This window comes from Bacillus sp. FG16 (assembly GCF_057809515.1).
In genome coordinates this window covers 30,924-43,963 of the sequence record NZ_JBMDKC010000045.1, presented here as the reverse complement: position 1 = coordinate 43,963, position 13,040 = coordinate 30,924, and the positions used below count along the sequence as shown (strand labels likewise).

Sequence of the window (13,040 nt, the reverse complement as noted above, 5' to 3'; positions counted from 1 at the left end):
TAGAGCAGAGGACTGAAAATCCTCGTGTCGGCGGTTCGATTCCGTCCCGAGCCACCATTTATTTTAATAAAATACGCCGGCTTAGCTCAATTGGTAGAGCAACTGACTTGTAATCAGTAGGTTGGGGGTTCAAGTCCTCTAGCCGGCACCATGTAAGTTTCGGAGGGGTAGCGAAGTGGCTAAACGCGGCGGACTGTAAATCCGCTCCTTCGGGTTCGGCAGTTCGAATCTGCCCCCCTCCACCATTTACATAGGGGCATAGTTTAAAGGTAGAACTGAGGTCTCCAAAACCTCCAGTGTGGGTTCGATTCCTACTGCCCCTGCCAAATATATTTACACAACATGGCGGTTGTGGCGAAGTGGTTAACGCACCGGATTGTGGCTCCGGCATTCGTGGGTTCGATTCCCATCAGTCGCCCCATTTTTATTTTAAAAATTACAAATAATTTAATTGATACTTACATATAATTAAGTAAGAATTCGATGGGCTATAGCCAAGCGGTAAGGCAACGGACTTTGACTCCGTCATGCGCTGGTTCGAATCCAGCTAGCCCAGCCATTTTTGCGGAAGTAGTTCAGTGGTAGAATACAACCTTGCCAAGGTTGGGGTCGCGGGTTCGAATCCCGTCTTCCGCTCCAATAAAATTTAATATGGCGGCATAGCCAAGTGGTAAGGCAGAGGTCTGCAAAACCTTTATCACCGGTTCAAATCCGGTTGCCGCCTTTTCTTTTGTGCCGATGTGGCGGAATTGGCAGACGCGCACGACTCAAAATCGTGTTCCTTCGGGAGTGTCGGTTCGACCCCGACCATCGGTATCATGAACGTCGTAAAAAAACTCTATACAATTAGTATAGAGTTTTTTTGTGTTTTCTTTTCATTACATGACAAAATAAGCGCAAAAAGTGTACGGTGAGTAAACTGTGAAACATTAAAAGGATAAAAACAAACATTCAATTTTATCTTTTTAATTGCGGTATTCTACAATATTCCCTTCGAGCACTCTAGAGAGAATTTCTCCACCCCGGTGACATGAAGTTAAATCCGACACCACCAGTAGATATTAGTACATTATCAACGGTTAAGTTTGTAATTTCTAAAAACTTCTTTTTAAACTCTTCTCTGTTGTACTTATACATTGTTGAGTGGCACGCCCACATTTGCATTGAAGTACTTAACCAATCCCCTAATTCCTTCAATTCAGGAAACGCCTCAAATTGGATTGGTTCATCTAATTTCATGAATCTTACTTGATAGATAGTTGGGTTTAACTTTTCTCCTATTCCTTTAAGAGTATGTGTGTTTTTTTCGTTTGAATGTGTCATAATTCTCCCCCATTTCCCCTTCGAATTTTTTCCTATTTTAATTATACAACAATAGAAAGTAATTGTAGGGATATTATGGAAATTGTTATCAGCAATATAAAAAGACTCTAACAGAAATGTTAGAGTCTTTTTTGTTAAATTATATTATGTGATGCTAAAATTCGTAATAAACTTAGGAATTCATGTATAATATAACTTGTCGAAAGAACAAAATGATAGTGATTTATATTATGTCTGTAATATGAATCAAAAATGAACTTTTTATATTTCTTTTAAAAATGTGTTGAACACACATTATATTTCATATTAATATTTTTATGTAGATTTAAAACGAGAAAGAGAGTGGAAAGTATGGGCCGTAAATGGAACAATATTAAAGACAAAAAAGCATCAAAAGATGCAAATACAAGCCGTATATACGCGAAATTTGGACGTGAAATTTATGTGGCGGCAAAACAAGGCGAGCCAGATCCAGAATCAAACCAAGCGCTTAGAGTCGTATTAGAACGTGCGAAAACATACAATGTACCAAGAACAATTATTGATCGTGCAGTTGAAAAAGCAAAAGGCGGTTCAGAGGAAAATTATGACGAGCTTCGTTATGAAGGATTTGGACCAAATGGAGCTATGGTTATTGTAGATACACTTACAAATAACGTAAACCGTACTGCAGCAGATGTACGAGCTGCATTTAGCAAAAACAGTGGTAACATGGGTGTAAACGGTTCTGTAGCTTACATGTTTGATGCGACAGCTGTTATCGGCCTTGAAGGTAAAACATCAGATGAAGTTCTTGAAATTTTAATGGAGGCAGATGTAGATGCACGTGACATTCTAGAAGAAGAAGATGCTGTTATCGTGTATGCTGAACCAGATCAATTCCATTCAGTACAATCTGCACTTAAAGGTGCTGGCGTTGAAGAATTTACAGTTGCAGAATTAACAATGCTTGCACAAAGTGATGTTACACTTCCTGAAGATGCTCAAGTACAATTTGAGAAAATGGTTGATGCATTAGAAGATTTAGAAGATGTACAACAAGTTTACCACAACGTAGACTTAGGAGAGTAATACGATGAAAGCCCCTATTCGTTTAACGAATAGGGGCTTTTTTTATGAAGTTAATTAAGGTGATGAATTATTAAAGGTATTTTGTTGTAGATAGGGAATATGCTTATAGAAATATATGAAATAACCATTATTTCTAGGAGGCTTAGTATGGAACATAAGACACCAAAGCATATAGTTGCCGTAGCAGGTTATTTAACAAATGAAAAAAATGAAGTGTTATTAACAAAGGTACACTGGCGAGCTGATACGTGGGAAATGCCAGGAGGACAGGTAGAAGAAGGAGAAGCACTCGATCAAGCTGTCTGTAGGGAAATAAAAGAGGAAACAGGGTTAACGGTGAAGCCTATCGGAATTACCGGGGTTTATTATAATGCCTCTATGCACATTCTGGCTGTTGTTTTCAAAGTAGCATATGTGAGTGGCGAAATAACAATTCAACCTGAAGAAATACAAGAGGCTAAATTTGTTGCTTTAAATGAAGAGAACATAGATGAGTATATAACGCGTCCTCATATGAAATCTAGAACACTTGATGCAATGAGAGCAACACATTGTATTCCATATGAAACGTGGGAAGTGCAGCCATATAATTTAATAGGAAGATTGTAAAGAAAAGAGTGGCTGATTTGAGATACATTCAAATCACTACTCTTTTTTGTATATTGTTTAAGAAAAAGGTCAAAATAATAATAGTGTTAGTATTGATTTCAAGAACGTTTGTTCTGTATAATGTATATGTTATATACATTAAGATTACTAGATACTCAAAAGTACATATATTTGTAGATGATATAATTAAAGTATAAAGTGAAAATATAATAGCCATAAGGCTTACTCTGTGATTGGTTATTCGTGCATTAACATAATCTACATTCAATATTTCAGATGAATAGTAGATAAAAAAGGACTGTGATACAATACTTTTTTACCCCGCTATTTGCCGGGAACGTGATTGGTGAGGGCTGAGTAAAGTTTCACTTTATACCTTACAATGATGTAAGGTACGTGTAAGAGAAATCGATGGGATATTTTTTTACAACAAGGTATTCTTAAAGTAAGAGTTATACGCTGTGTGGAAAAGAGGTGTTCAAGATGAAAGAACGAGTATTATCTAGGGTGAACTATCATCAAAAAGTTGCATTAAATCCAATGACTAAACTTTTTTATAAAGCCATTATATTATTATTATTGTTAAGTTGTACGTTATTATTCATTGGAAATGTAATGATCGAGCAAAGTGATATTAGTAAATTACATGTACCGGCTAAGTTAGAGGTGCCAGAATCATTAACACATGCATTTATTGCGACAGAAGATAAAAGATTTTATCATCATAACGGTTTAGATTATATAGCAATTATTAGGGCCTCTGTTGAGAATATAAAGGCTGGTGGTGTCGTGCAAGGAGGAAGCACGATTACACAACAGCTATCTAAAAATGCTTTTTTAACGAATGAACGTACATTTTCTCGTAAGTGGAAAGAGATTTTTTATACGAAAAAAATTGAACGCACATTTACGAAGGATGAAATTTTAAAATTATATGTAAGTAACATTTATTATGGTGAAGGAGCATGGGGAATTGAAAAAGCAGCAAACCTTTACTTCGGTAAAAAGGTGAACCAATTAACGTTGGCTGAAAGTGCGATGATGGCTGCTGTAGTAAAAGCACCTGCTTATTACTCACCTGCCCAAAATTATGATAAAGCAGTAGAGAGACGAAATGTCGTTTTGAGATTAATGGAGAAAGAAGGCTATATAAGCCATGATGAGTATGTTCAAGCAGTTAGTGAGAAATTAGTAATTCGTCATGATATAAAAATAGAGCAGTCGATGTTAAATAGTGCGCGTAAAAAAGCAGTAAGTTAAGAGAAGTTCCTACAGAGGAGCTTCTTTTTTTGAATAATTTGTGACAATTTGTGACACAATATCGTCACAAATATTGTATTTTTGTAATTTATGTGAGCGTGTTCATTGCGTGACGTATATAAGTGTTGATATTATGTGTATTGTGTACAATGCTGTATACAGAATATGAATTTAAAGAGGAATGTATATGAAATCAAATAAACTCATGGCTCTTGGGGTAGTTTTTTCTATCGCAGTATTGATTGTAATCGGAACAATTGCGTATAGCATCATAAATGACAAAAAAGATAAAGGGAATGAGATGTTTGCTTATTCTACGCAACAATCTTTAGGGAAAGATGATGCTCCGGTTAAGGTAGTTGAATTTGGAGATTTCAAATGTCCTGCTTGCCGTACTTGGGATGTAACAGTATTACCTCGATTAAAGGAAGAGTATATTGATAAAGGTAAAGTGCAGTTATATTTTATTAACTTCCCATTTATCGGAAAAGACTCGGATTTAGGTGCAGCAGCTGGTGAAGCAATTTATAAACAAGATAAAGATTCATTCTGGATCTTCTATGATGAGATTTATCAAAATCAAAAGAAAGATACGGAAGAATGGATTACAGAAGATTTGCTTCTTAGCATTGTGAAAGAGAAACTTCCAAAAGTTGATGTAGCGCAATTTAAGAAAGATTTACACAGTAAAGAAATTACAGAAAAAGTACGTAAAGACTCAGATCGTGCTCAAAAATTAAAAGTTCAAGGTGCTCCTTCAGTATATGTAAACGGAAATCTTGCAAACCCTGATTTCGATAGTATGAAGAAGGCAATTGATAAGGAATTGAAAAAGTGATGAGGTCTCTCATCACTTTTTCGACTTTTTTCGATAAAATTCTTGCCTCTATTTTTTTAACATGCTATACTACTTTACATAAGTTATTCTAATATCTTATATGTAATTCATATTTGCGGGTGTAGTTTAGTGGTAAAACAAGAGCCTTCCAAGCTCTGGTCGAGAGTTCGATTCTCTTCACCCGCTCCAAATTTTATTAAATGTTTTTCTATAAATTGTGATCAACGCAGTGTTTCGTTTCCGAGATAAACGAGGCATTGCGTTTTTTAATGTTTGAAAAATATAATTACATGCGAAAATAGAAGTAAATAATAGTATTCCAAAATTGAATTACTAACCAATGGAGTCGTTACATAAGGGATGGATTCATCTGAGGAGGCGATTAAGAGTGGATTTTGAACAATTAAAGCAAGATGTAATTGCGTATAGTAAAACAATTGGTATAGATAAAATAGGCTTTGCAAGTGCTTCTCCTTTTGAGGAATTAAAGCAGCGCTTAATCCAGCAACAACAATTAAATTATCAATCTGGATTTGAAGAGCCTGATATAGAGAAGAGAACGAATCCGCAACTTTTATTACCGGGTGCTAAATCAATTATTGCGATTGCTTTAGCATATCCTTCAAAATTAAAAAATGCACCATTAAGTAAGCGTGGAGAACGCCGTGGAATTTTTTGCCGTGCTTCTTGGGGACAAGATTATCATCTTGTTTTACGAGATCGTTTGCAAAAATTAGAAGCATATTTAATTGAAAAACTTCCAGATATAGAAGTGAAGTCCATGGTTGATACAGGTGAATTAAGTGATCGAGCTGTATCAGAGCGTGCAGGCATTGGCTGGAGTGGGAAAAACTGTGCTATTATTACACCTGAATTTGGTTCTTACGTATACTTAGGGGAAATGATTACAAATGTTCCATTCCCACCAGATAAGCCGATAGAAGATCAATGCGGGGGCTGTACGAAATGTATCGATATTTGTCCTACAGGTGCTTTAATACAGGGGGGACAGTTAGATTCGAAGAAGTGCATTGCGTTTTTAACACAGACGAAAGGATTCCTACCTGAAGAATATCGCGATAAAATAGGAAATCGTATATATGGATGTGATACGTGTCAGACTGTTTGTCCGAAAAATAAAGGAATGGATTTTCATAATCATCCTGAGATGGAGCCGGATCCTGAGCTAGTTAAACCATTATTAACGCCACTTTTAACAATTAGTAATCGTGATTTTAAAGAGAAATATGGGATTATGTCAGGGTCATGGAGAGGGAAAAAGCCACTGCAAAGAAATGCGATTTTAGCATTAGCACATTTTAAAGAAGCATCGGCAATTCCTGATTTAATTGGTGTTATGAAAGATGACCCAAGACCGGTATTGCGTGGAACGGCAGCATGGGCACTTGGGAAAATTGGCGGAGATGGAGTAGGCGAAGCGATTGAGAAAGCGATGGAACGTGAGAAAGATGAAGAAGTGCTTCATGAAATGGATCGCGGGCTTGAATTGTTAGCACAGAAAAAAGAGTAGATAATATTTCCCTTTTTCATATTGTAATATGGGAGGGAAACGAAATGGCTGTAAAAATGAATATTGAAAAGCAAGTACAACAGTTTTTAGCATATATCACAGAGAAACGAACAGACGTGGATGGTATTGCTGAGGATTTACTACAAATGGCACAGAGAAAGAAACAATTGTTTCAAAGGCGTAGTGCACATATAGTGAAAGCAACTGCGGATGTTTCTTTCATTAGGCAATTAAATAGTAATGACCATCAAGAAATTGATTATCAAATACATTTTAAATATTTAATTAAGCATAAAGAATTATTTTATATTGAAGAGGAACAATTAAAACGAAGAGTTTGTTTAAATAATAGTCGGATTATAGGCGATTATGATATTGAAGTGTCAGAAGAAATTAGAATGGTTGAGACATTAGAAAGGGAAATTACGAAAGAGAAGTACGGTTCTTATCAATATAATCGTTTAGAGGCAGTGAAATATGCAGAGCGTTGGTGGGATGACCGAAATCCTATGTATCGTAATTTCCCTGATAATTGTACGAATTTCATTTCTCAATGTCTTCATACTGGAGAAGTACCTATGAACGGATATCCTAATATTCGTAAAGGATGGTGGCAAAGGGAGAATCAGTGGAGTTGGAGCTGGGCTGTTGCACATTCTTTTTATTGGTATTTGTCAGGTGCTACAACAGGACTTCGAGCAGAGGCGGTAGAGAGGCCAGAAGAACTTATTCTTGGAGATGTTATTGCTTATGATTTCGAGGATGACGGAAGATGGAATCATACGACGATTGTAGTAGCAAAAGATGCAGATGGTATGCCGCTTGTAAATGCACATTCAGCGAATAGCCGTCGACGTTATTGGAACTATGAAGACTCTAGTAAATATACACCACAAATGAAATATAAATTCTTTCATATTATTAATGGGTAGAGATTTTTCGCTCAAGTGGTATAATACGTAGTAGACAAAAAACAGAGGTGAATATCGCGTGGGAGTACATGTTGTTTTATATCAGCCAGAAATTCCAGCAAATACAGGGAATATTGCTCGTACTTGTGCAGCAACTGGAACAGAATTACATTTGATTAGACCGCTTGGATTTTCAACGGATGATAAAATGTTAAAGCGTGCCGGATTAGATTATTGGCAGCACGTGAAAATTACGTATTATGATTCAATTGAAGAATTTTATGAAAAAAATAAAGATGGTGAATTCTTCTATTTAACGAAGTATGGCGAGAAAGCTCATACAGCGTTTGACTATAGCAAGCGCGAGAAGGATTACTATTTTGTATTTGGAAGAGAAACAAACGGCTTACCAGCTAATGTAATCGAAGAAAACTTTGATCATTGTTTACGTATTCCAATGACAGATAAAGTACGTTCATTAAATTTATCTAATACAGCAGCAATTTTAATTTATGAAGCATTCCGTCAACAAAATTACCCTGGATTAGATTTAGAAATCGTTTATTAAAAGTCGCCATATGGCGACTTTTTTTTATAAAATAAAAATAATATGTAATCATACATTTAAAAGAGAGGACATAATCATATAGAATGGGATATATGATTAAAAATAGATAAGACGGGTTGAGATAAGTATGAAGGAAGAATATAGTAATCAAAATACCTTTTTAAGTATGATAGATATGGATTTAATTAGAGAAGGGTTATTACATGCTATTCAAGATTTAGTATTTATATTGAAAGTTATTGATGATGAAACGTTTAAATATATGTATGTGAATAAAATAGGAATGGATTATGCTAGGTTAAGCGAAGAGTGCTATGGAAAAACTTTTGCAGAAGTATTACCAAAAGATATAGCGGGGATATTGCAAAGGCAATATGAAAAAGTAGTGAGAGAAACGAAAGCACACACCTTTTGTGATGTAGTCAAATTACCAAAAGGTGAGATACATTATGAATCTTCACTTAATCCTGTCTGCGATGAAGAAGGAATATGTCAATTTGTTATTTGTATTACAAGAGATATTACAGCTCAAATTGAGGAGAAGAAAGAGATAGAGGAAAAACAAATGTTATTTAAGTCGTTACTGGAATATAATAATGACTCAATTATATCTATAGATTCTATGGGGAGAGTTACATATGCAAATCCGGCAACGTATGAAATATTTGGATACCGGTATGAGGAATTAAATAATAAATTTATTTTTGAATTTATTAATAAAGAATATGAAAAAGATTTTCAAATTATATTTAAGGGATCGATGCAAGGAAAAGCAAAACAAATTGTTTCAAAGAAATATGTTCATAAAGAAGGGTACGAGCTATATATTTCTTTGAGAACTATCCCGATTATTGTGAACGGTGAAATTGTTGGAGTTTATATTGTTACGAGAGATGTTACAAGGCAAGTATTAAACGAAATGCGAACAGAATATTTAGCTTACTATGACCAGTTAACAGGATTAATGAATAGAATTTCATGTACAAATAAGTTAAATACTTTTTTAAAAGAGAGTATAAATTTTGCGCTTGTATTTATAGATTTAGATGAGTTTCATCGTATTAATGATACATTTGGTCATAAAGAGGGAGATAAAGTATTACAAAAAGTGACAGAATGTTTAAGCAATCTAAAAATAGAAGGTATGCACTTATTTAGAGAACACGATGATCAATTTGTTATGTTGATAGAAAATATAACGAAAGAATGTGTAGAGGAAGTTGCAAAAAGCATACTGAAAAATATTAGTGAATATTTTGTAATCGAAGAAGAAGATGTATATTTAAGTGCGTCAATTGGAATTGTAATGGCTCCAGCAGATGGAGAAGATGAAAAAATACTATTTCAGAGGGTCGATGCTGCTTTAGAAAAAGCAAAAGAAAAAGGAAAAGGACATTATCATTTTTATTGTAGTGGATTAGACTGTGAGCGTGAACAAAGGTTTATAATAGAAAACCAGTTACATCGTGCTATAGAAAAAAACGAGTTTTTCTTATATTATCAGCCACAAATTAATATTGAAACGAAAAAAATAGCTAGTATGGAAGCTTTAATAAGGTGGGAGAATAAGGAATTAGGATTTGTTTCTCCAAACCAATTTATTCCGTTGGCAGAAAGAACAGGATTTATTATTAAGCTCGATGAATGGGTAGTAAATCAAGTGTGTCAGCAACTGCGCGAATGGTTAAATAAAGGATATGAAGTGGTCCCAATTGCAGTTAATATTTCAGCTAGACACTTTCGCTCTATTACATTAATAGAGATGATTACACGGGCTTTAAATAAGTACAATGTACCAGCTCATTTATTAGCGATAGAGGTTACAGAAGGAGCTCTTATACATAAAGATATATCGAAGAGAGTGTTACTACAATTAAAAGAACAAAATTTAAAGATTCATTTAGATGATTTTGGAACAGGCTATTCATCTTTAAGTTACTTAAAAACATATCCAATTGATACTTTAAAAATTGATCGTTCTTTTATGGAAGGTATACATATAGATGAACGTGATACGAATATTACAGCTGCAATTATTCATTTAGCTCATACTTTAGAATTGAATGTAATTGCAGAGGGAGTAGAAAAAAAGGAGCAAATACAGTTTTTGAAAGAAAAGAATGTGAAGCTTGTACAAGGTTATTATTATAGCCGACCACTATCCAAATATGATATAGAAAATATGTATTATAAATAATGCATAAAAAAATGATGTGCTAAAAGCACATCATTTTTTATGTGTACCTGGTTTGTCATTGTAACCGGATGTAAAAATAGCGGTAAGAAATGTGAGTGATACACCTAAAATTAATAATAATTTCATACTAATATCCTCCTTACTTTTTTCGGTTCACGAGTTTTATTTATTACCCAAAATGTATGTAAGGTTCTTAGAAGAAAAGAATTTATTTATAATGAATAGCAGTGTAAAAACGTTAATACCTATATTATACAGAATTTTCTTTGAATTTTGGAGAGAATTTTAGCGTGCTATTATATATTTCGTTTTGATTTAAAGAATGTTTAAGGACATCCTAGCATACCTTTTATAATAATCCGATTGAACAAGGAGATGGGGGAGGAGCTATAATGGATATTCTAAAAAAGATTGAACAGCATCGAGCAGCAGAAGAACGTTTACAATGGGAAGGTACGTTTGCGGAGTATTTGGAGCTTGTGAAAGAAAGACCATGGGTGGCTCAAACAGCACACTCTCGCATTTACAATATGATAAAAGATGCCGGAATTGAAGAAGTTGATGGTAGAAGAAAGTATAACTTCTTTAGTAATCAGCTCTTTGGATTAGAGGATGCTCTAGAACGTCTTGTAGAAGAATATTTTCATCCATCTGCAAAACGATTAGATGTTAGAAAAAGAATTTTATTATTAATGGGTCCTGTTAGTGGAGGGAAATCAACGTTAGTTACGATGTTGAAACGAGGATTAGAAACATATTCAAGAACAGATCGCGGAGCAATTTTTGCAATTAAAGGATGCCCAATGCATGAGGATCCACTGCATTTAATTCCACATCATTTACGAGATGATTTCTTTGATGAGTATGGAGTTAGAATTGAAGGGAATTTATCACCACTAAATGTCATGCGTTTAGAGCAAGAATACGGATCAAGAATTGAGGATGTAGTTGTAGAGCGTATTTTCTTCTCTGAAGATCGCCGTACAGGGATTGGTACATTTAGCCCGTCTGATCCAAAATCACAGGATATTGCAGATTTAACAGGTAGTCTGGACTTTTCTACGATTGCAGAATATGGTTCAGAATCAGATCCGCGTGCGTATCGATTTGATGGAGAATTAAATAAGGCAAACCGAGGAATGATGGAGTTCCAAGAGATGTTAAAATGCGATGAGAAGTTTTTATGGCACTTATTATCGCTTACGCAAGAAGGGAATTTCAAAGCGGGAAGATTTGCGCTTATTTCAGCAGATGAATTAATTGTAGCGCATACAAATGAAACAGAGTATCGCTCATTTATAGCAAATAAGAAAAATGAAGCATTACACTCAAGAATTATTGTAATGCCAGTTCCTTATAATTTACGAGTAAGTGAAGAAGAACATATTTATGAAAAAATGATTCGTGAAAGTGATGTGTCGAATGTTCACATTGCACCACACACACTTCGCGTTGCAGCAATGTTCACTATTTTAACTCGTTTAAAAGATCCGAAGCGTCCGGATATTGATTTAATTAAAAAGATGCGTTTGTATGATGGAGAAACGGTAGAAGGTTATAATGCGATTGATGTAGAAGAATTACAACGCGAATATCAAGATGAAGGTATGAAGGGTATTGATCCTCGTTATGTCATTAACCGAATTTCGTCTACAATCATTCGAAAAGAGGTACCATCTATTAACGCGTTAGATGTACTTAGATCTTTAAAAGATGGGCTGGATCAGCATCCATCGATTAGTAATGAAGACCGTGAGCGTTATATGAATTTCATCTCATTGGCGAGAAAAGAATACGATGAAATCGCGAAGAAAGAAGTACAAAAAGCGTTTGTTTATTCATATGAAGAATCAGCTAAGACGCTTATGGATAATTACTTAGATAACGTCGAGGCGTACTGCAATAAATCGAAATTACGTGATCCGTTAACAGGGGAAGAAATGAGTCCAGATGAAAAATTAATGCGCTCAATTGAAGAGCAAATTGGAATTTCAGAAAATGCTAAGAAAGCATTCCGTGAAGAGATTTTAATTCGCATTTCTGCTTATGCCCGTAAAGGAAAACGCTTTGATTATAATTCACATGAACGTCTTCGTGAAGCGATTCAGAAAAAACTATTTGCTGATTTAAAAGATATAGTGAAAATTACAACATCAACGAAAACACCGGACGAAAATCAGCTTAAGAAAATCAATGATGTTGTTGCGCGTTTAATTGATGAGCATGGCTATAATTCTTCTTCAGCAAATGAATTACTACGCTATGTAGGTAGCTTGTTAAACCGATAGTTTGATAACAAAACGCTGTCTCTTGTATTTTGCGGGACAGCGTTTTATTATCCGTTCATATGTGTGTAAAGTGTCATACCTTGTCCAAATGTAATAAATTAAGATGCAATTTCATGAATTTATTGTCAATTATTTTTACAATATGCATATGATAGAGTAACCAACCATTCATACGAAAAAAGCCAACACAATACAATATGTTGCAAAGTAAAAATGTGTGCAACAATGCATTGTGTTTCTTTCTTATCAGTGGCTGAATATTTCTTTCTATTATGTGAGTGGCAAAATTTTGTTTAGGATGCTCGGGGTATTGTATGAAAAACGTTATAAATGTTTATGGGATGATTTTCTATGGGCAGTTACCTTTCAAATATTCTAGCTTGCACATTACAGAACAAAATTTGTAGCTTGCTGTTCATACAGGAAGACAATTACAGTAAGGAG

Annotated in this window: 10 protein-coding genes and 9 tRNA genes; 18 read left to right on the top strand and 1 reads right to left on the bottom strand. The window is 34.7% G+C overall.

Features of this window, described 5'->3' with window-relative positions; translation table 11 throughout:
- The first annotated feature begins 75 nt into the window (after positions 1 to 75).
- The 8 genes from ACODS7_RS17390 to ACODS7_RS17355 all read left to right on the top strand — a co-directional run bounded on the left by ACODS7_RS17390 (position 76) and on the right by ACODS7_RS17355 (position 816).
- Positions 76 to 151, top strand: a tRNA-Thr gene (locus tag ACODS7_RS17390).
- A gap of 10 nt (positions 152 to 161) precedes the next feature.
- A tRNA-Tyr gene (locus tag ACODS7_RS17385) sits at positions 162 to 245 on the top strand.
- 7 nt (positions 246 to 252) lie between these two features.
- A tRNA-Trp gene (locus ACODS7_RS17380) sits at positions 253 to 326 on the top strand.
- Positions 327 to 345: 19 nt separating this feature from the next.
- Positions 346 to 421: transfer RNA gene (locus ACODS7_RS17375), tRNA-His, on the top strand.
- A gap of 63 nt (positions 422 to 484) precedes the next feature.
- Positions 485 to 559 (top strand) — tRNA-Gln (locus ACODS7_RS17370).
- A 5-nt stretch (positions 560 to 564) separates the two neighbouring features.
- Positions 565 to 639, top strand: a tRNA-Gly gene (locus ACODS7_RS17365).
- 14 nt (positions 640 to 653) lie between these two features.
- Positions 654 to 724, top strand: a tRNA-Cys gene (locus tag ACODS7_RS17360).
- 10 nt (positions 725 to 734) lie between these two features.
- A tRNA-Leu gene (locus ACODS7_RS17355) sits at positions 735 to 816 on the top strand.
- Between the two features lie 186 nt (positions 817 to 1,002).
- Here ACODS7_RS17355 and ACODS7_RS17350 read toward each other — a convergent pair.
- Positions 1,003 to 1,323: a DUF3884 family protein gene (locus tag ACODS7_RS17350; RefSeq protein ID WP_043935559.1), complete on the bottom strand. Its 321-nt coding sequence runs from the start codon at positions 1,321 to 1,323 to the stop codon at positions 1,003 to 1,005.
- Positions 1,324 to 1,674: 351 nt separating this feature from the next.
- On the opposite strand from ACODS7_RS17350, the gene ACODS7_RS17345 reads away from it, so the two are divergent.
- The 10 genes from ACODS7_RS17345 (at position 1,675) to ACODS7_RS17300 (ending at position 12,596) form a co-directional block, all read left to right on the top strand.
- Positions 1,675 to 2,394 (top strand): YebC/PmpR family DNA-binding transcriptional regulator, encoded by a 720-nt coding sequence (locus ACODS7_RS17345; RefSeq protein ID WP_000532949.1) that lies wholly within the window; start codon positions 1,675 to 1,677, stop codon positions 2,392 to 2,394.
- A 147-nt stretch (positions 2,395 to 2,541) separates the two neighbouring features.
- On the top strand, positions 2,542 to 3,003 hold the full coding sequence (locus tag ACODS7_RS17340; RefSeq protein ID WP_029441516.1) for an NUDIX hydrolase: 462 nt from the start codon (positions 2,542 to 2,544) through the stop codon (positions 3,001 to 3,003).
- Positions 3,004 to 3,486: 483 nt separating this feature from the next.
- The gene (locus tag ACODS7_RS17335) at positions 3,487 to 4,263 is read left to right on the top strand and encodes a transglycosylase domain-containing protein (RefSeq protein ID WP_000664718.1); all 777 of its coding nucleotides are present in this window, start codon (positions 3,487 to 3,489) and stop codon (positions 4,261 to 4,263) included.
- Between the two features lie 187 nt (positions 4,264 to 4,450).
- Positions 4,451 to 5,101 carry a DsbA family protein gene (locus ACODS7_RS17330; protein WP_016083611.1) on the top strand — a complete coding sequence of 217 codons (651 nt, stop codon included), beginning with the start codon at positions 4,451 to 4,453 and terminating at the stop codon, positions 5,099 to 5,101.
- Positions 5,102 to 5,216: 115 nt separating this feature from the next.
- A tRNA-Gly gene (locus ACODS7_RS17325) sits at positions 5,217 to 5,290 on the top strand.
- A 199-nt stretch (positions 5,291 to 5,489) separates the two neighbouring features.
- Positions 5,490 to 6,632 carry a tRNA epoxyqueuosine(34) reductase QueG gene (gene queG / locus ACODS7_RS17320; protein WP_050842518.1) on the top strand — a complete coding sequence of 381 codons (1,143 nt, stop codon included), beginning with the start codon at positions 5,490 to 5,492 and terminating at the stop codon, positions 6,630 to 6,632.
- Between the two features lie 44 nt (positions 6,633 to 6,676).
- Positions 6,677 to 7,564: an amidase domain-containing protein gene (locus tag ACODS7_RS17315; RefSeq protein WP_098630224.1), complete on the top strand. Its 888-nt coding sequence runs from the start codon at positions 6,677 to 6,679 to the stop codon at positions 7,562 to 7,564.
- A 58-nt stretch (positions 7,565 to 7,622) separates the two neighbouring features.
- Positions 7,623 to 8,111 (top strand): tRNA (uridine(34)/cytosine(34)/5-carboxymethylaminomethyluridine(34)-2'-O)-methyltransferase TrmL, encoded by a 489-nt coding sequence (trmL, locus tag ACODS7_RS17310; protein ID WP_000538147.1) that lies wholly within the window; start codon positions 7,623 to 7,625, stop codon positions 8,109 to 8,111.
- A 127-nt stretch (positions 8,112 to 8,238) separates the two neighbouring features.
- A complete protein-coding gene (locus tag ACODS7_RS17305; RefSeq protein WP_098630223.1) occupies positions 8,239 to 10,308 on the top strand; it encodes a sensor domain-containing protein in 2,070 nt (689 codons plus the stop codon).
- Positions 10,309 to 10,700: 392 nt separating this feature from the next.
- Positions 10,701 to 12,596, top strand: coding sequence for a PrkA family serine protein kinase (locus tag ACODS7_RS17300; protein ID WP_000353273.1), 1,896 nt, complete (start codon positions 10,701 to 10,703; stop codon positions 12,594 to 12,596).
- Positions 12,597 to 13,040: the final 444 nt, after the last annotated feature.